We start from the raw sequence: 17,515 nt of genomic DNA, 5'->3' as shown, positions 1-17,515 counted from the left end.
CCTGATATCCGGGTGTTGCGGTCAACCGATCGGCAGCATCAAAGTAGCCCGTAATCCGCCGTTTTCACGATTCTTCAAGATGATATCACCGCCATGGTCCCGGGCAATAGCGCGGGCAAGCGTCAGCCCTAGGCCGGAGCCGCCGGTTGCCCGGTTTCGCGACGCATCGCCGCGTGAGAACGGCTCGAACATCGAATCGATCGTTTTCTCGGGAATGCCCGGTCCATCGTCATCGACATATATCATCAGCTTATCGCCAGACTTTTCCACAGATATATCCGCAGTCTTGCCATAGAGAATGGCATTGCCGATCAGATTTCTCAGCGCCCGCCGCACCAGAGTCTCGCGGACAGCAGCAATCTGCTTTTCGCCGCGTTGATAGCGGACATTGTGACCGAGATCGGTGAATTCATCGACAATGGTTTCGATCAGCGAGCGAATGTCGACCGGATCCGATTCCTCGCTCGAGCGACCGACACGGGCGAGCGACAATATGTCATCGAGTGTATGGTCGATATCCTCGATGCCGGCGATCATCCGCTCGCGATCTACATCATCTTCGACACTCTCAACCCGTACACGCAGAGCCGCCAGCGGCGTGCGCAAATCATGGCCAATGGCGCCGAGCATGACGTCTTTTTCGTTGATCATACTGGAGACCCGGCCGCTCATGTCGTTGAAGGCCCGGATCAGTTCCCGCATGTCGGGTGGTCCCTCTTCTGCCAGATCGCTGGTTTCACCGGGCTGGAACGAATGGGCCCTTGCGGTGAGCGACTTCAGCGGTCTCGATATATAGCGCCCTAGAAGGATTAGCGGAATCAGCATCAGAAGGTAGATGGTAACGGTCTGGAGCAACAAGGTCCGGATCAATAGAGGCGTGCGTTCACGGACAGCAGAGGCAATGCTGATCCATTGTCCATCTGCATCCTGTAACGAAATTATAACGAAACCCCTGGTTTCCGAGGGGGGTGAATCGCCGCCCATCGACCGGTTGATCGGACTGTTACGCCAATCGCCCTTATTGGCACCGATCAGATATCCCGACATATCTGTGGTCAGATGACGTGTGAAAGTCGCCCGGATATCGGAAAAGGTGATGCCCATATTGGTAAAGGCCTGGCCAGCTCGCGTTTCGAGTTCCGGCAGGCGGCCCATATCTTCGGTGACGGCGCTCTCAGATCCGGTTTTGAGCCGGCCCCAGCGCCGACTGCGTTTCGGGACATCCCGCAAATCAGAACGGTCCACGGCCTGGCGATCCAGACCATAAGCAATGCGGGCCACTGCAGCGGTAGAGGCCTCGACCAGATTCTGGTTTTCCGCGCCTCGATAGAGCAGGAAGCTGTTTATGCCCTGCGCCAGAAAAAGCATCAGCGCGACGACAAGCAGAAGCTGGCCGACCAGACTACTGGGCCAAAGACGCTTCACAGTGATTTTACCTCGCCCGCCAGCATATAGCCGCCGCCCCAGACAGTCTTGATGATTTCGGGGTTTTTCGGATCCGTCTCGATTTTCCGGCGCAACCGGCTGATCTGGTTGTCGACGGCGCGATCGAAAGCATGGGCCTCGCGGCCCTGCGTAATGTCGAGCAGCTGGTCGCGGTTCAGCACTTTTCCGGCGCGCGACACCAGCGCCAGCAACATCTGATATTCCCCGGTAGACAGGGATACATTCACGCCTTCTGCATCGATCAGACTGCGCTTGTCACATTTGAGGGTCCAGCCAGAAAATTGATAGGCCGCACCCGTGGTTTCAATCTGCCTGGCACCACCTTTTTCAGTGCGCCGCAACACGACCTTGATCCGCGCGACAAGTTCCCGCGGGCTGAACGGCTTGGTGATATAATCATCCGCGCCCAGTTCGAGCCCGATGATCCGCTCGGTTTCCTCGGTTTTGGCGCTGATGAAGATGACGGGGATGTTGGTCTTGTCGGTGACAAAGCGGCACAGGCTGAGGCCGTCTTCGCCGGGCATCATGATGTCGAGCAAAATTATGTCGAAATCATAGGCGTTGAGTAGGGATCTGGCGACGCTGGCGTCGCTTGCCTGCTGGACCTTATAGCCCTGCTTGATGAGATATTCCGCTAACGGCTCGCGTAGCGTTGCTTCGTCATCGACCAGTAATATGTGAGTCTTGTTCGTCATCCAGTCGCCCTATCACAGGATCAATAAAAAGAAACGGACCGCCAGCCAATTTGGGGGAGAGGGGGAGATGGCTGACGATCCGTTCGCGAAAAGAGTGGTTCAGGGATTAACCGCCTCTTTTATTCCGTTCACCCTTGTGGGCCTTGTGAGCAGCCTGACGCTCTTCCTTGGTCAGCTTGCCGTCACTATTGGCATCTGCCTTGTCAAAGCGGGTCAGTGCCGCTGTCGTAAATTCGGCTTTGCTGATCTTCTGATCACCATTGGTGTCCGCATCGCGCATCATCGCCATACCGTTACCGCCGCGCTTGTGGCCTTTGCCGCGCATGCCTTTACCGCCGCGCTTGCCTTTCATTGCCTGAGCCTCTTCCTGGCTCAACTTGCCATTGCCGTCCTTGTCGGCGCGAGCAAATTTGCTGGCTTTGCGCTCGGCACGAGCCGCTTCCATTTCGGTCTGGCTCAATTCACCATCGCCATTGGCATCTGCCTTGGCAAATTGCTCACCGCGCTTGGCCGAACGATCTGCACGTTTTGCATCACGATCTTCTTTCGAAAGCTGACCGTCGCCATTGACATCCATCTTGGTAAAGCGGGCTTCCAGCGATTTGGTCAGCTCAGCACGACTGATAACACCGTCGCCATTGCTGTCGGCACGCATTCCCCGTTCACCGGGAGCGGCGACGGCAATGCCGCCAACCATCAACAATGCCGTGGCGCTCGAAATCAAAATTGCTTTTTTCATAATATTTTCCTTATCTTCCAGTTGTGCGTCCCGGTCTTATCGTTCCGCCATGAATGCTGTTCTAGCGACCAGTTGTCGCGGAACTTTGTCAAAACGGCAGAAAATTGTCGCAATTTGTAACAGAAAGCGCGCGCGGTTCACGCGAGTGCAATATTAACGGAGGAACGTGCCTGAAATCTTTGATAACCCGGCGCAGCATTCAACCTTTTTCAGCTTTCGAACGCAGAACTGCCAGATCACATCGCTGGCTTGTGGCTATCAATCTAGGTCCACCATGGATCGCAATCCTCGCTACAGCATGGTTCTTATGCGGAGAGGTCTAAAGCCGATCTGCTTTTGGATATTTTGCTATCAAAAGCGCGAGCGGATAACGGGCTTCGACTTCAGCGAACCAATATTTTGCAAGCCCGGTAAAACGCGGGTTTAACGGAGATTTAGGCCCTTAAATGAAGCTCCCGCACCAATCTATTGCGGTGCTCACAGCGATCGGTGCGCGTTTATATGATGCGTTTACCAACCTGTCGCAGTCCATTCTTGTCATAGCTGATAGCGGCTCACTTCAACTGGCATCAGACCTTGTTGTCTCTGTTCAGTAGTTTTCGGCTCAAACTCCCTACAGGAGCTCAAATATGTTGTATTGAACTGCACCACCAACTGAAGCCCCCAAACCGACCGCAACAATGTCATTCAACCAAGAATAGCGTTCATCACCTGTTTCAAAAATAGGTGCGGTCCGGAAGTAGATTTCGCTTTGCTCTACGTCATTTTGTGGCCCGCCATTTCGTGCATGTTTATGGGCAACCGATAATGGCCGCAGCACACCCCGATAAGAAACATAGATCAACGCACCATCCTGCGTTTCTATCGTCACCCGGGCATCAAGCCGCAATGTATCATTTTCATCTATGGTAGCCCAGTCACCGCCGCCGGGCATCACGCGACCGTGGATTCGCTCGCCTTCGACTTCTCCCCCGGTCAATGCGGCGATCATCCTACGACCAAAATGCGCTTTCCCAATCTGCTGTTGTGGCTCGGTAAAAGTGGCCCGATAGGAGCATAGATAACGAAATTCGGGTTCAAGCATCTTCAATCCTTCGCTTAAAAAGAACGACGCGGCGGGAAAATCGACCCCGCCGCGTTTCCGCTATATTTTGAATGCCAGCGTCATGCCGTATGTGCGTGGCGGCGCATATGGTGTCAGTATCTGGCGGAATGGACCGAAATAGGTAACATATGTAGGCACCAGTTCATCGGTCAGATTCTTGCCCCATATTGCCAGCTCCCACTCGTTGTTCGCACCGGCAATAGATAGCCGTGCATCCAGATTGTCATGGCTGGGCCAGAGCTGTTGTGGGATGTTCGAGGCTTCGAAAAATGCGTCGTCCACCCAGCTATAATCGACCCGGAGTTTGGCCGACAAGTCTCCAATCGGAACTTCATAATGACCGCCAATGTTGAATTTGTTCTTTGGCGACCGAGGCAGTTCGTTGCCGGTATAATTCTGGCCCGGAATAGCATATTCTGTAAATTTTGCATCGAGGTAGGCATAGCTTCCGTCGATTTGCAGCCCTCGGACTGGGCGGATCACAAACTCGGCCTCCGCGCCCCGAATCCGGGCTTTGGCAGCGTTGCTGACAACCACACAGCACAGAGGAACGAGTTGCGAAATCTGCAAATCCGAATAGTCGGTCTGGAACAGCGAAACGTTCAAACGCAATGCTCTGTCAAACCATTCCGTTTTCGCCCCCAACTCATAACCCCAAGCAAATTCAGGATCATAAGGAGCCGAGGCGCCTGCGGCAGTGCCTGAGAGTCCTTGGAAACCGCCACTCTTATAACCTCGTGCGGCCGATGCGTAGAGCAGTATATCATCAGTGGTTTTCCAGTTAAGCGCAACGCGCGGTGTGAAAGCTTTCCAATCCTCTTTGCCCGTCACATCGTAGCCCGCGGCCGAACCGAGCGGTGGTGGAATTCCTGGACCGTCATCAACCTTGAATCCGGCGAAACGGCCGCTTTTGCGTTCCCAAGTCATTCGTCCGCCGGCAGTAAAGGTGAGCGACGGGACTACTTCAAAATCAAGCTGTCCGAATACTGCAATGCTGCGCGCATTCACCGATTGTGGATAACGGCCGACCCCAGAAATAGCAGGACTGGGGAACTGCTGAATCTGTCCCTGCACACGCTCATTGTCCTCCTTCAAATAATAGAGGCCCGTCTGACCGGTAAGTCGACCGTTGAACGCTTCGAAAGAGAGACGCAACTCTTGGCTGAACTGACTGTTATCTTCCTGTCCAAAATCCGTCGATTCAATCTGGTTAGGTGGATTGACGGGATTGCTGAAAAAGGCTGTTTCGAATTCTAAGTCAACTTTGCGCAGGGCGGTCAGCGAGGTGAGCGTGCCAAACGGCAGGTCTAGGCTTATCTCCGCTGAATAGGACTGAACGGTTCGTTTGATTTTACCGTCAGTATAGGCATTCACCACGCGCGGATCAGGGTTGATGCCAATGCAGTGGACACCACCGTTGAAGCTGGTATCGCAGTTATTATGCCGCGGATTGCCCTTCTGGTCCTGATCTGACACATCGGCACGCAGAATGATGTCGAGCGTGTCGGTGGGCAGCAAGCGCAACGCGACCCGTCCGGTAATGAGCTGTTGATTGTTGACATCATTTCCGGTTGTTTCGTTGAATTCATATCCGTTGCGGCGTTTCACCGCGAGACCAGTGGAAATAAATATCTTATCCGTAATCGGCATATTACCGCGCGCAGATGCACCAAACTTGTCATAGTTCCCCAAAGTCGCTTCAAAAGCGAACGACGGGTCATCGGACGGTTTTCGGCTAATGAATTGGACGAGGCCGCCAATAGCGTTCTTACCGAATAAGGTCCCCTGGGGACCCCGCAGTACCTCCACCCTCTCAAGATCGAGCGCGTCCAGATCCGGCGTGCCGCCACGTCCTGCATACACACCATCCACAAATACCACGACAGAAGGATCGCCGCCTGCATTCTGACTAATTCCCGGGGCGCTACCTATTCCGCGCATCGCAAAATTGGTATTTATCGGATCAACGGCACTGACACTCAATCCCGGTGTCCGGGCCGCAATATCCTGCACCGTTTCGACATTGCCGTCACGTAGCTGTTCGCTACTAAATGCGGTCACCGACACAGGGACATCCTGAAGTTTTTGTTCCTGACGCTGGGCCGTCACAATGATTTCGCCATAGTGCCCGTCTATTTCCTGTGCCGCCGCAACATATGGACCTGCCAGCAATGCTCCCCCGGCCATTAAAGATGCAACTCGACTCAATCCCTGCTTCAACATTTCACTCTCCCAAATGCAAGTTCGTAACCGATGCGCTTGAACACGCTTGACTGATGTTACTGTTTATACTTAGTTCTCTAAGGAAGCTTTTTATAGAATAGCTTTTTGCGCTGTGCAAGGGGCCAAAACAAATTGAAGCTTGGGAGAGCATTATGGTGAGTCACCCTGACAGCGAACATGTTTCCGGAATGGACACAAATCCGCCTTGGCCGCGACCAGCATATAGTTGGTATGTCGTCGCTATTCTGCTGCTCGCCTACACGTTGTCGTTTATTGATCGAATGATACTGAGCTTGCTTGTAGCGCCGATCCGGGCGGCATTGGACATCTCGGACACGCAGGTCAGCTTGCTTATCGGCCTCGCCTTCGCACTTTTTTACACGGTGCTCGGTCTTCCGCTTGCGTGGATCGCTGACCGCTACAATCGTCGTAATCTGATCGTTGCCGGGGTCGCGATATGGAGTGTTATGACCGCCGGGTGCGGACTTGCGGGGAGTTATGTGACCTTATTTCTCGCTCGTATGGGTGTCGGTGTCGGGGAAGCGACCTTGTCTCCCGCAGCATATTCTATGCTCAGCGACTATTTTCCGCGCCATAAACTGGCAAGAGCGATGGCTGTCTATTCAATGGGCGTGCCTTTGGGTGCCGGGATCGCTCTCATCCTAGGGGCTTTTGTTGTCCAGTCTCTGTTGACGGCACCGATGATAGCGGTTCCATTTATCGGTCCAATGGAAGCGTGGCGACTGATTTTTGTCTGGGTAGCCGCACCCGGAATACTCGTCTGCCTGCTATTGCTCACTGTACGGGAACCGCTTCGCCGGGGCCGCAAAACAACAAAGGCTGCAAACATTGCTGTCGATGCGCCGAGCCTGATCGCACATCTCGTGACACAAAAGGTAGTTCTCGTGACCCTTTTTGCGGGCATGTCATTGATTGGTCTGGTGATGTATGGAGTAATCGCATGGATTCCCACCTTTTTTGCGCGCACCTTCGGTATGGAAATCGCTCATGCCGGGATATGGTTTGGGGTCATTATGGCAATCGGTGGAACAATCGGCTTGATAGTCGGTGGCTCACTAGCAGATCGACAATATGAAAAGGGCGTCGCGGATTCCCATTTACGGGTAATGCGGCTATCGATCATTCTCGGTGGCCCGCCTCTGCTCGCCGCAGTGCTGATGCCAAATGCTTGGCTATCGTTTATGATGCTCGCTATCGCCTTTCCAGCAATGACGATGCACGGAGTTGGTGGCGTCGCGCTTCAGTTAATCACACCGAACGAATATCGTGCTCGCATGACTGCATTCTATTTCTTTGTCGTCAATCTTGTCGGTCTGGGGTTTGGACCGATATGCATCGCCTTGCTCACCGACGAACTCTTCCAGAACGATGCTGCACTCCAATATTCGATAGCGACCGTCGCAGCGATTGCGCTGCCGATTGCAGCGATTATTCTAACTCTCGGTTTCAAGCCTTTTGCACGCGAACTGGCGCGCATGTCGGCGGAGGCTGCGTCCATTTGACCTTTGTTCAGCTTGATGCACAAAGACGATCCCCTTTTTTTGGGGGCGCCTCAAAGACGAGAGTGAGCAAAATGGGGGTATTACCGTTTATATCGCAGTTCCCAGCAGCAAGTAGCGAATTTTGCGGACACTGGACGATAAGTGGAGCGGGTGAAGGGAATCGAACCCTCGTCGTAAGCTTGGAAGGCTTCTGCTCTACCATTGAGCTACACCCGCATTTTCAGATCGGCCGCCAAGGTGACCGAATGCGCCGCTATTGCCACCGCTTTTGTGGCTCGTCAATCACGAAAGGGCGCGATTTGGCTTTGGCCGTTGCTTCTGCTCGTCAAACCATTGCTCCACGGCTTGTTTCTCGGCGTCGCTCATATGCAATCCCAGTTTCGAGCGCCGCCAGAGGACGTCCTCTGCCGTACAAGCAAATTCACGGTCGATCAGCCACTGGATCTCGATCTCATACAGACCTGAGCCAAATAGCTGGCCGAGATCCGCGATATTTTTGACATCCTTCAGGATACAGGCTGTATCAGTACCATAGGCCCGCACCAGTCGATGCACGACAGATTTCTCGACAAAGGGCCATTTGCTGGCATATTGATCGACCAACTCCTCAAACCCGTCTGGCGAGAAGTCGCCGCCGGGCAGATGCGCTTCTTTGGTCCAGTCGTCTCCGTTGACATCCAGCGCCTCGGACAATGTCCGGATCGCTTGCAGTGCCAACACCCGATAAGTTGTTATCTTGCCGCCAAAAATGGACAGCACCGGTGCACCCTTTTCAATATCATAGTCGAACACAAAATCCCTGGTCACCGTCGCAGCAGTCCGGCTGTGATCGTCAAACAGCGGGCGGACACCGGAATAAGTCCATATGATGTCGTCGCGGGTTACCGGTGCCTCGAAATATTCACTGGCAGCGTCGCACAGATAATCGATTTCGCCATCGTTGATCTTCGCTGGGCCTTCGGCGTAGCTCCACGGTTCGTCGGTTGTCCCGATCAGCGTATGATCGCCTTCATAGGGAATGGCGAAGACGATCCGACCGTCCCTATTCTGGAAAATATAGCTGTGTTCGCCCTCATATTTCCGTTTCACGACGATATGGCTGCCCTTGACCAGACGCAGTTTCGCCGCGTGGCTGCTATGGTCATACATCGCCGTGACCGGATCAACCCAGGGACCGGCGGCGTTCACCAGCACCCTGGCTTGCTCGCTCTTTGTCTCGCCATCCTTCCGGATTTCCAGGTTCCAGTGGTCCGCACCGCGATCGAGCGCCACGCATTCGGCCCGGGTCCTGATGTCGGCACCCCGGTCAGCAGCATCACGCGCGGTCAGGGATACGAGCCGGGCATCCTCGACCCAGCAATCGCTATAGGCGAAGCCCTTCTTGAGACGCTCTTGCAGCGGATCACCGCGATGATCCTTGAGCAGGTTTACGCTTTTGGTGCCCGGCAATATATCGCGGCCGCCCAGATGATCGTAGAGAAACAGACCGAGGCGGAGCAGCCAGGCAGGCCGCATCCCCTCGTCGACCGGTAAAACAAAACGCATTGGCCAGATGATATGCGGGGCCGCGCGCAGCAGCACTTCCCGTTCCTTCAGCGCCTTGCGAACAAGATTGAATTCATAATGTTCGAGATAGCGCAAACCGCCATGGACCAATTTGGTACTGGCGGAGGATGTATGCGACGCCAGATCGTCCCGTTCGACCAGCAGGACCTTCAATCCCCTGCCCGCTGCATCGCGCGCAATTCCGACGCCGTTTATGCCGCCGCCAATGATGGCCAGATCATACATCGCGACAGTCATAGAGAAACCAGCGATTCGCGCAATGTTGCATCGCAATATACTGCATCATGGATTGCTTTTTCTTGCCTTTTTTATGCCAGCTTATAGCGTGCCCAAAACATCAGGGAGCAGACAATGTTGGCGCAGCAGATTTTGGTCATTGACGAGGGAACGACGTCGACACGGGCGATGCTTTTCAGTGCAAATGGCAAGTTACATGGCTCCCAACAGGAATCCTTGCATCAATATTATCCGGCTCCCGGCCTGGTCGAGCATGATGCTACTGAAATCTGGAAAAAGACCTTGAGTTGCTGTCAGAAAATGATCGAGAAGGCTGGCGGCGCTGACAAAATCGCGGCAATTGGCATCACTAATCAACGGGAAACCGTCGTCGCATGGGATAAAAGGACGGGTGAACCGCTTGGCCGGGCGATCGTCTGGCAGGATCGCCGAACCGCCGCGAAATGTGATGCTCTGAAGGCCAATGGCCTCGAACCGATGGTACAGGAAAAGACCGGCCTGCTGCTCGACCCCTATTTCTCGGGCAGCAAAATCGGCTGGATGCTGGAGAACCGGCCCGAAGTCCGGGCGGCGGGCGACAATCTCGCGTTCGGTACGATTGAATCCTACCTGATCTACCGGCTGACCGGTGGTCAGCATATTACCGATGCCAGTAACGCCTGCAGGACGATGCTGATGGCCTTGGATGGTGATGATTGGGACGATGATCTCCTCGCGCTCTTCGACATTCCCAAGCATACGCTGCCGACGATTATGGACTGTGCAGGCGATCTGGGAACCACTGCGGTCGAATTATTCGGCGGACCTATCGCAATCTGCGGTTCTGCCGGCGATCAACAGGCGGCAACAATCGGCCAGGGTTGTCTCGAGATCGGCCAGACCAATGCAACATTCGGGACCGGCGCGTTCATCTTGACCAATAGCGGCGACAAGCCACTACGCTCGGAGCATCGCCTGCTCTCGACCATACTCTATCAATATGAGGGCGAGCGCATCTATGCGCTCGAGGGCTCGGTTTTCGTGGCCGGCAGCCTGATGCAGTGGCTGCGCGACGATATCAAAATGCTGAAATTCGCCGGCGAGAGCGAGGAGCTGGCCCGTTCGGTCGAGGATAATGGCGGAGTCTACCTGGTTCCCGCCCTGTCCGGCCTTGGTGCTCCCCATTGGCGGGCCGATGCGACAGCAACCATCTCCGGCCTCAGTTTTTCATCAAGAAAAGCGCATATCGCCCGCGCTGCGCTCGAATCGATTGCTTATCAATGCCATGATCTGAAAACCGCATTTTCCGCAGATGGTGTCGACTGGCAAAACCTGCGGATCGACGGCGGCATGGTCGCCAATGACTGGATGGTACAGGATCTGGCGGATATACTGGATATCGACGTGGAACGCCCTGGGTTTTTCGAGACAACCGCTCTCGGCGCGGCCATGTTGGCCGCAGTAGGTTGCGGAATCTACGAGTCCCTCGAAGCGGCAACGGTGATGATATCGGGGCTCGACGTGCACCAACCGGATATCGACCCTGAGACCAGAGAAGAGCGGCTTGCGGGATGGAAGCGGGCCGTCGACGTCGTTTTGGCTAACTAGATTTCAGTCAGACTAAAATCAATCAGACATAAAGAAGCCCGCCAAAAGCGGGCTTCCTTAATTTCTAGCTGTATTGAAAAACAGACTTACGCAGCTTTCTTTTTCTTCTCGGCCTTCACGTCCGCCCAGATCGTCCGGTAGGACAGATAGGCGAGGATCGTCGCGATCAGCAGGAAGGCGAGGACCGCCCATCCAGCTTGATGGCGCTCTTCCAGCTTCGGCTCTGCGCTCCAGATCAGGAAGGCGGAAACATCTTCGGCCATCTGGCTGATGCTTGCCTTGGTACCGTCCGAGTAGCTGACCTGATCTTCGGCCGCCAGTGGTGGTGCCATCGCAAGGTTCAGGTTCGCAAAATAAGGGTTATAATGCAGCCCCGGTCCCGGTTGATTGGCTTCCGGCAGATTGGCCGGTGGATTGGTGTAACCGGTCAGCAAGGAATAGACATAAGGTGCCCCGCCTTCACGCGCCTTTGTCATCAAGGACAAGTCAGGCGGAATAGCGTTATTATTCGCAGCAGCGGCAGCAACGTTGTTGGCAAAAGGCTTGGGGAATTTGTCGGCAGGAAGCGGTGTCCTCGTCGACATTTCGCCAGTAGCCGGATCGATATCCGGAGTCTGGATCGCCCAGTTGGCTGCAATCGCCTTCACTTCATCTTCGTTATAGCCGATTTCTTCCAGATTGCGGAAAGCGACAAGACGCAAAGAGTGGCAAGCCGAACAGACTTCCTTGTAAACCTGGAAGCCGCGCTGCAGTTGCTGGCGATCGAATTTGCCAAGCGGACCATCGGAAGTGAAAGATATTTCTTTCGCTTCCTTGTGGAACTCATGCTCTGCTGTTTCAGCTGGCGGGTTCGATATATATGCTACAGCTCCCATTCCGAATGAGACCAAGAGCCAGCCTGAGAAAAACAGGCCAATCAAGATTCCGAAAATTCTTACCATTACGACAGGTCCCTAATTCTTAACTGGCGTTTTAAGTGGCTTGCCGGTGACCGATTCCGTGATGCTGTTCGGCAACGGTTCGGGCTTTTCCAAGCTCGACAAAAGCGGCAATATGATCAGGAAGTGCGCAAAATAATAAGCTGCAGCCAACTGACTGATCATCACAAATGGTTCCTCTGCCGGCGCACCGCCACAATATCCGAGTATCAAGACATCGATCAACAGGACGATGTAGAATATCTTGAACTTGGGGCGGAAGCTACCCGAACGTACCGGTGATTTGTCCAGCCAAGGCAGGAAGAACCAGACCAATATCGCGGAGAACATCGCCAGCACACCGAGCAATTTCGCCGGAATGAAGAGGAAGTCGAATGTGAAGGCCCGCAGAATTGCGTACCAGGGCCAGAAATACCATTCCGGAACAATATGGGCCGGAGTGGAAAGCGGATTGGCCGGGATATAGTTATCGGCATGGCCAAGCGCGTTCGGCAGGAAGAACATCAGCGCGGTGAAGAAAATCAGCGCAAGTCCAACGGTCCAGCCATCTTTCGCGGTATAATAAGGGTGGAACGGAACCGTATCCTGTGGTCCCTTCACGTCAACACCGGTCGGGTTGTTTGAACCCGGAATGTGCAGCGCCCAGATATGCATGATGACAACGCCGACAATGACGAATGGCAGAAGATAGTGGAGCGAGAAGAAACGGTTCAAAGCAGCATTATCAGGCGCAAAACCACCAAGAAGCAGTTCCTGAATCGGCTTGCCGATGAACGGAATGGCTTCAAACAGGCCGGTAATCACCTTGGCACCCCAGAAGCTCATCTGTCCCCAGGGAAGCACGTAACCGAGAAAGCCGGTTGCCATTGCCAGCAGATAGATGACAACACCGAGCAACCACAGCATTTCACGCGGCGCCTTGTAAGAGCCGTAATACAGCCCGCGAGCGATGTGCATATATAGAGCAATGAAGAAGAAGCTTGCGCCATTGGCATGGGCATAGCGGATCATCCAGCCACTGTTCACGTCGCGCATGATATGTTCGACGGAATCAAAGGCAATTTCCGAATTGGCCGCATAATGCATCGCCAATATGATGCCGGTGACAATCTGGATGACCAGAAACAGGCCGGCCAGGGAACCGAAGTTCCACATATAGTTCAAATTGCGCGGAGCAGGATAACCGGCACCAACGCTGTTATAGACGAAACGAGGCAGCGGAAGCTGCTTGTCCATCCACTGACCTAATTCGGTTGTTGGTGTATATTGTTTTGCCCAAGGAAAGCTCATTTTTCTCTGTCCTTTAGCCGATTTTCACGACGGTGTCTGATAGGAATTCATAGTCTGGAACATCCAGATTTCTTGGTGCGGGGCCCTTGCGAATTCGGGCCGCTGTATCGTAGCTCGAACCGTGGCAAGGGCAGAAATATCCGCCGAATTCGCCCTTGTTTTCGCCTTCGGCTGCACCGAGAGGAACGCAGCCCAAATGGGTGCAAACGCCCAGAGTGATCAGCCAGTTTTCCTTGCCGACCTTGGTCCGTTCCTGCAAAGTTTGTGGATCGCGCAGCGATGAAACGTCTACCGCGTTGGCTTCACCGATTTCCTTGTCGGTGAGATTGCGGACAAACACAGGTTGTTTGCGCCACAGGATTTTGATCGCCTGACCGCGCTCAATCGCTCCTATATCCAGATCAACAGATGCCAGAGCGAGAACGTCCGCGCTCGGATTCATCTGATTCACCAACGGGAAAACGGTAGCAACCGCCCCGGCACCAGCGAAACTCACTGCTGCGATATTGATAAAGTCCCGGCGGCGAACGCCGCCATCTTCTGCGACTGCCGTTTCAGCTGTTTCAACCGTTGCCATGCAAACAAGCCCTATAGAAAAATTATGACCCCTGACTGCCCGAACGTTCGATACTGCTTCACAACAGCTTGAACAGGCAGTGAATTGCGCGCCTGATAGCCGCGTAGGATAGGGTTTGCCAACAGTGAATTTTCGATTGACCTAACATTCCCTTCTTGCGCATGATGATCGGCCCATGAGGATAGCTTTATATCAGCCCGAGATTGCGGGAAATTTAGGAACAATATTAAGGACTTGTGCATGCCTAGGTGTGCCGGTTGATATAATAGAACCGTGCGGTTTTCCATTCAGTGACCGCAGTTTAAAACGCGCCGGAATGGATTATTTCGACCATGTCGACTATATTCGCCATGCTGACTGGGTCGCATTTAAACAGACAGCGAATTCCCGCAACGCGAGGATTATCCTGCTTTCCAGCAAGGCCGAACACCCGCATCACGGATTCGCATATAACGATTCCGATATATTGTTGTTCGGATCGGAAGGATCAGGAGTTCCCCTGACTATACAGGAGCAATGCGATGGTCGAATCACCATCCCCATGAAGCCGGGAATGCGCAGCTTGAATCTAGCCGTTTCGGCTGGCATGGCCTTGGGAGAAGCACTCAGACAAACAGGACAATTTCCGGAATGACGACAAAATTGGATGACCAGCAGCACACGGCCCAGACGTGGTTCAAAGAACTGCGCGACCAGATCTGTGCGGAATTCGAGAAAATCGAACAGGAAGCCGGTAGTGACGCCACGTTCGACTATATCCCGTGGGATCGACAGAATCCCGATGGGAGTCCGGGCGGCGGTGGCACCCAGGGCCTGATGAAAGGCAAGATATTCGAAAAGGTCGGTGTGAATATTTCCACGGTCGACGGCGTGTTCAGCGAAGAATTCCAGGCCCAGATCAACGGCGCGGAAGATGATCCGCGCTTCTTTGCCACCGGAATCAGTCTCGTTGCCCATATGGCCAACCCGCATGTGCCTGCTGTCCATATGAATACCCGTTTCCTGTGCACGACCAAGCGCTGGTTCGGCGGCGGTGCCGATCTGAACCCAGCGATCCCATATGACGAGGATACAGAGCAATTCCACGCCAGACTGCGTTCGGCATGCGCGCCGCATAATCCGGAATATTATCCGCGGTTCAAGAAATGGGCGGATGACTATTTCTATATACCCCACCGCAAGGTCCATCGCGGCGTCGGCGGTATATTCTATGATCATATCGAACTGGACCACGAATCGGATTTCGATCGCCATTTTGCTTTCACCCAGGATGTGGGCCGGTCTTTTCTCGATATTTATCCCAAGCTGGTGCGCAAGCGCATGGATATGGAATGGACGGCGGAAGAAAAGCAGCAGCAGCTGGAATGGCGCGGACGCTATGCCGAGTTCAATCTGGTCTATGACCGGGGCACGACGTTCGGTCTCAAGACTGGCGGCAATGTCGACGCGATATTGATGAGCCTGCCCCCCGAAGCCAAATGGGTGTAGCCAAAAATGGGTGCAGATAGTCCCGCAAACCTGCCCCAGACCATTCCTGCAGGTCATGTAGCAACCATCATCACCCATCTCGAGATGCTCGAGAAGCCGGCTCTAGAGGAGATTGGATCGAGCCTCTCCCTCGAAAAATGGGCAAAGCCGCCTGTTGCGGAATATTTGGCTTTATTCCGGGCTGTCGGGGAACCCTGGTTCTGGACATCCCGCATATTGATGGCAGAAGACGACGTTCGGGCCAACATTCAACACCCCGACATCGATATTTATATCATCCGCGATGGTGAAGCGTCGGTCGGTTTTATCGAACTCGACTTCCGGCAAACCGGCCAGTGTGAAATCGGCTTTTTCGGACTGGTTCCGGAAATGAACGGCAAAGGCCACGGCAGCTGGATGATGAACCAGGCCTTGGAAAAAGCCTGGGCGGACGATATCGAACGCGTCTGGCTTCATACCTGCATCCAGGATTCTCCGCGCGCCCTGCCCTTTTACCAGCGCTGTGGTTTCCGCATTTTCAAACAGCAATTCGATATCATGCCGGATCCGCGCCTGTCAGGACATTTACCGAAGACAGCGGCACCACATGTGCCGATACTCAGTTAAATATTTCGCCGACATTGCCCTTCTTACCGGTCAGCTCGATATAAATTGATATAATCACGCCCGCGAGGACAAGCTGGAAAGCTGTACCGGTAAGTGCGGCCACAAGATTCTCTATAAAAGGCCAGCCTGCTCCCCCGGTTACGAGACCGGTGATAATCCCGGTGAGCGCCTGCAGAGCGCCAATAGTGATCGTACCGACGACCGCGATGATCAGGATGAACAACAGGATCGAGAATCCGTTGTTCCGGGTCAATGCCCAGCTTTGCTTGAGTGCCTGGACCGGATTCCGCTCGCCTTTGTCGACAATCATGATCGGTACCAGGATGAACCGGCAGGCAATATAGAGACCGGGAATGACGAGCAGGAAAAAACCCATCAATGTAAACAGGCCGGTCAGCAGATTGGCGATCAGATAAATCAGGAATACCTTAAGCGCGGCTACGAGGTCTTCCGCGACCGTGTTGTTGCGGGAGGGAGCCAGGGCAAAATAGATCGCGAGGCCGCCAAAACTGATCACCAGATTGGATGCCATGATGGAAAGGGCGTTTTCGCTGAAATAGGCGGAATAAACGAACGCCAGACCATTGACATCCTCATCACCGGTAAAGACCGGTTGGGCGACGAATTGCGCGAATAAAAAGGTCGGCAGAAATAAAAAGACACCGGCAATCGCCAGAACGGCCTCTTTATGCGCGCTGAGCAGAGCCATCGCACCATTCCAGCATTGCATATAGTTGAGCTTCATCTTTTCGTTCCCGGATCCATTTCTTGATTACCAGCCCTTGCCACCCGCTCGGCAAAAGTGCACGAAAATATTATGAATGGTCCTGATGATATCGAATGGCGCATATCGCCCGAAAAGGTTGAATATCCTGAAGCCCTGGCCGAAATGGAACAGCGCAACGCTTCTGTTCAGGCCGGTGACGCCCAGGAGCTGATCTGGCTGCTGGAACATCCGCCGCTATATACGGCCGGAACCAGTTCGGATCCGGCGGAACTGCTCAGCCAGGCATTTCCGGTTTATGACACGGGTCGTGGTGGCCGGCACACTTATCATGGTCCCGGCCAGCGGGTCGGCTATGTGATTTTGAACCTGAAAAAGCGCAACGCGGATGTCCGAGGCTTCGTCCATGCTCTGGAGGATTGGATCATCGCCGCCCTAGCGGAGTTTGGCGTCGTCGCACGGGCGGTCGACGGCCGTGTCGGAATCTGGTGCGATACGCCGGACGGGCAGGAAGCCAAGATCGGCGCGATCGGCATTCGTATCCGCAAATGGGTTACCATGCACGGCTTCTCGGTCAATATTGATCCCGATCTCAGCCATTTTGGCGGGATCGTCCCGTGCGGCATCAGCGAATATCCTGTAACCAGCCTCGCTCAACTGGGTATCGCGATAAAGCTTCAGGAGTTTGACGAAGCGTTGCAAAAAACGGTTGGCGGCTTCCTGAAGGCGATTGATCAAGGCTGATCCAAGGCTATGAAGGCTTGGTGAACC

General features: G+C 54.1%; 16 protein-coding genes and 1 tRNA gene. 6 read left to right on the top strand and 11 right to left on the bottom strand.

All coding sequences use genetic code 11. From position 1 onward, the window contains the following. Positions 1 to 21: 21 nt before the first annotated feature. The 5 genes from AAC060_RS06795 to AAC060_RS06775 form a co-directional block, all read right to left on the bottom strand. Positions 22 to 1,425: a HAMP domain-containing sensor histidine kinase gene (locus AAC060_RS06795; protein WP_339824270.1), complete on the bottom strand. Its 1,404-nt coding sequence runs from the start codon at positions 1,423 to 1,425 to the stop codon at positions 22 to 24. Further along, positions 1,422 to 2,141 (bottom strand): response regulator, encoded by a 720-nt coding sequence (locus tag AAC060_RS06790; protein ID WP_339824268.1) that lies wholly within the window; start codon positions 2,139 to 2,141, stop codon positions 1,422 to 1,424. The genes AAC060_RS06795 and AAC060_RS06790 overlap by 4 nt, the downstream gene beginning before the upstream one ends. A 106-nt stretch (positions 2,142 to 2,247) precedes the next feature. Beyond that, a complete protein-coding gene (locus AAC060_RS06785; RefSeq protein WP_339824266.1) occupies positions 2,248 to 2,880 on the bottom strand; it encodes a hypothetical protein in 633 nt (210 codons plus the stop codon). A gap of 613 nt (positions 2,881 to 3,493) precedes the next feature. Further along, positions 3,494 to 3,964: a DUF3237 domain-containing protein gene (locus AAC060_RS06780; protein WP_339824265.1), complete on the bottom strand. Its 471-nt coding sequence runs from the start codon at positions 3,962 to 3,964 to the stop codon at positions 3,494 to 3,496. Between the two features lie 60 nt (positions 3,965 to 4,024). Next, positions 4,025 to 6,208, bottom strand: coding sequence for a TonB-dependent receptor (locus AAC060_RS06775; RefSeq protein WP_339824264.1), 2,184 nt, complete (start codon positions 6,206 to 6,208; stop codon positions 4,025 to 4,027). A 188-nt stretch (positions 6,209 to 6,396) separates the two neighbouring features. Between AAC060_RS06775 and AAC060_RS06770 the strand changes: the two genes are divergently transcribed. Then, a complete protein-coding gene (locus AAC060_RS06770) occupies positions 6,397 to 7,731 on the top strand; it encodes an MFS transporter (protein ID WP_339824263.1) in 1,335 nt (444 codons plus the stop codon). Between the two features lie 142 nt (positions 7,732 to 7,873). Here the strand turns inward: AAC060_RS06770 and AAC060_RS06765 are convergent. Then, positions 7,874 to 7,947 (bottom strand) — tRNA-Gly (locus AAC060_RS06765). Between the two features lie 66 nt (positions 7,948 to 8,013). After that, positions 8,014 to 9,534: a glycerol-3-phosphate dehydrogenase gene (locus tag AAC060_RS06760; RefSeq protein WP_339824262.1), complete on the bottom strand. Its 1,521-nt coding sequence runs from the start codon at positions 9,532 to 9,534 to the stop codon at positions 8,014 to 8,016. A 117-nt stretch (positions 9,535 to 9,651) separates the two neighbouring features. Between AAC060_RS06760 and AAC060_RS06755 the strand changes: the two genes are divergently transcribed. Then, positions 9,652 to 11,121: a glycerol kinase gene (locus tag AAC060_RS06755; protein WP_339824733.1), complete on the top strand. Its 1,470-nt coding sequence runs from the start codon at positions 9,652 to 9,654 to the stop codon at positions 11,119 to 11,121. Positions 11,122 to 11,207: 86 nt separating this feature from the next. Here the strand turns inward: AAC060_RS06755 and AAC060_RS06750 are convergent, their stop codons facing one another. From AAC060_RS06750 to petA, 3 genes are read right to left on the bottom strand one after another with little or no spacing between them, the layout of a single operon-like run. After that, on the bottom strand, positions 11,208 to 12,062 hold the full coding sequence (locus AAC060_RS06750; RefSeq protein ID WP_339824261.1) for a cytochrome c1: 855 nt from the start codon (positions 12,060 to 12,062) through the stop codon (positions 11,208 to 11,210). A gap of 12 nt (positions 12,063 to 12,074) precedes the next feature. Next, the gene (locus tag AAC060_RS06745) at positions 12,075 to 13,349 is read right to left on the bottom strand and encodes a cytochrome b/b6 (protein WP_339824259.1); all 1,275 of its coding nucleotides are present in this window, start codon (positions 13,347 to 13,349) and stop codon (positions 12,075 to 12,077) included. A gap of 13 nt (positions 13,350 to 13,362) precedes the next feature. Continuing rightward, positions 13,363 to 13,926 carry a ubiquinol-cytochrome c reductase iron-sulfur subunit gene (petA, locus tag AAC060_RS06740; protein WP_339824257.1) on the bottom strand — a complete coding sequence of 188 codons (564 nt, stop codon included), beginning with the start codon at positions 13,924 to 13,926 and terminating at the stop codon, positions 13,363 to 13,365. 175 nt (positions 13,927 to 14,101) lie between these two features. On the opposite strand from petA, the gene AAC060_RS06735 reads away from it, so the two are divergent. Genes AAC060_RS06735 through AAC060_RS06725 form a run of 3 tightly spaced genes read left to right on the top strand, consistent with a single transcriptional unit; the run spans position 14,102 to position 16,020 of the window. Then, positions 14,102 to 14,560 (top strand): tRNA (cytidine(34)-2'-O)-methyltransferase, encoded by a 459-nt coding sequence (locus AAC060_RS06735; protein ID WP_339824255.1) that lies wholly within the window; start codon positions 14,102 to 14,104, stop codon positions 14,558 to 14,560. Then, the gene (gene hemF, locus AAC060_RS06730; protein WP_339824253.1) at positions 14,557 to 15,414 is read left to right on the top strand and encodes an oxygen-dependent coproporphyrinogen oxidase; all 858 of its coding nucleotides are present in this window, start codon (positions 14,557 to 14,559) and stop codon (positions 15,412 to 15,414) included. The genes AAC060_RS06735 and hemF overlap by 4 nt, the downstream gene beginning before the upstream one ends. 6 nt (positions 15,415 to 15,420) lie before the next feature. Continuing rightward, a complete protein-coding gene (locus tag AAC060_RS06725; RefSeq protein ID WP_339824251.1) occupies positions 15,421 to 16,020 on the top strand; it encodes a GNAT family N-acetyltransferase in 600 nt (199 codons plus the stop codon). Here the strand turns inward: AAC060_RS06725 and AAC060_RS06720 are convergent. Beyond that, positions 16,013 to 16,765 carry a hypothetical protein gene (locus AAC060_RS06720; protein ID WP_339824249.1) on the bottom strand — a complete coding sequence of 251 codons (753 nt, stop codon included), beginning with the start codon at positions 16,763 to 16,765 and terminating at the stop codon, positions 16,013 to 16,015. The genes AAC060_RS06725 and AAC060_RS06720 overlap by 8 nt on opposite strands. Before the next feature lie 72 nt (positions 16,766 to 16,837). On the opposite strand from AAC060_RS06720, the gene lipB reads away from it, so the two are divergent. Further along, positions 16,838 to 17,488: a lipoyl(octanoyl) transferase LipB gene (gene lipB / locus AAC060_RS06715; RefSeq protein ID WP_339824247.1), complete on the top strand. Its 651-nt coding sequence runs from the start codon at positions 16,838 to 16,840 to the stop codon at positions 17,486 to 17,488. The last annotated feature ends 27 nt before the right edge of the window (positions 17,489 to 17,515 follow it).

It is taken from the genome of uncultured Parasphingorhabdus sp., from assembly GCF_963975555.1.
Lineage (GTDB): Bacteria > Pseudomonadota > Alphaproteobacteria > Sphingomonadales > Sphingomonadaceae > Parasphingorhabdus.
This window is presented reverse-complemented; position numbering and strand designations above follow the sequence as displayed.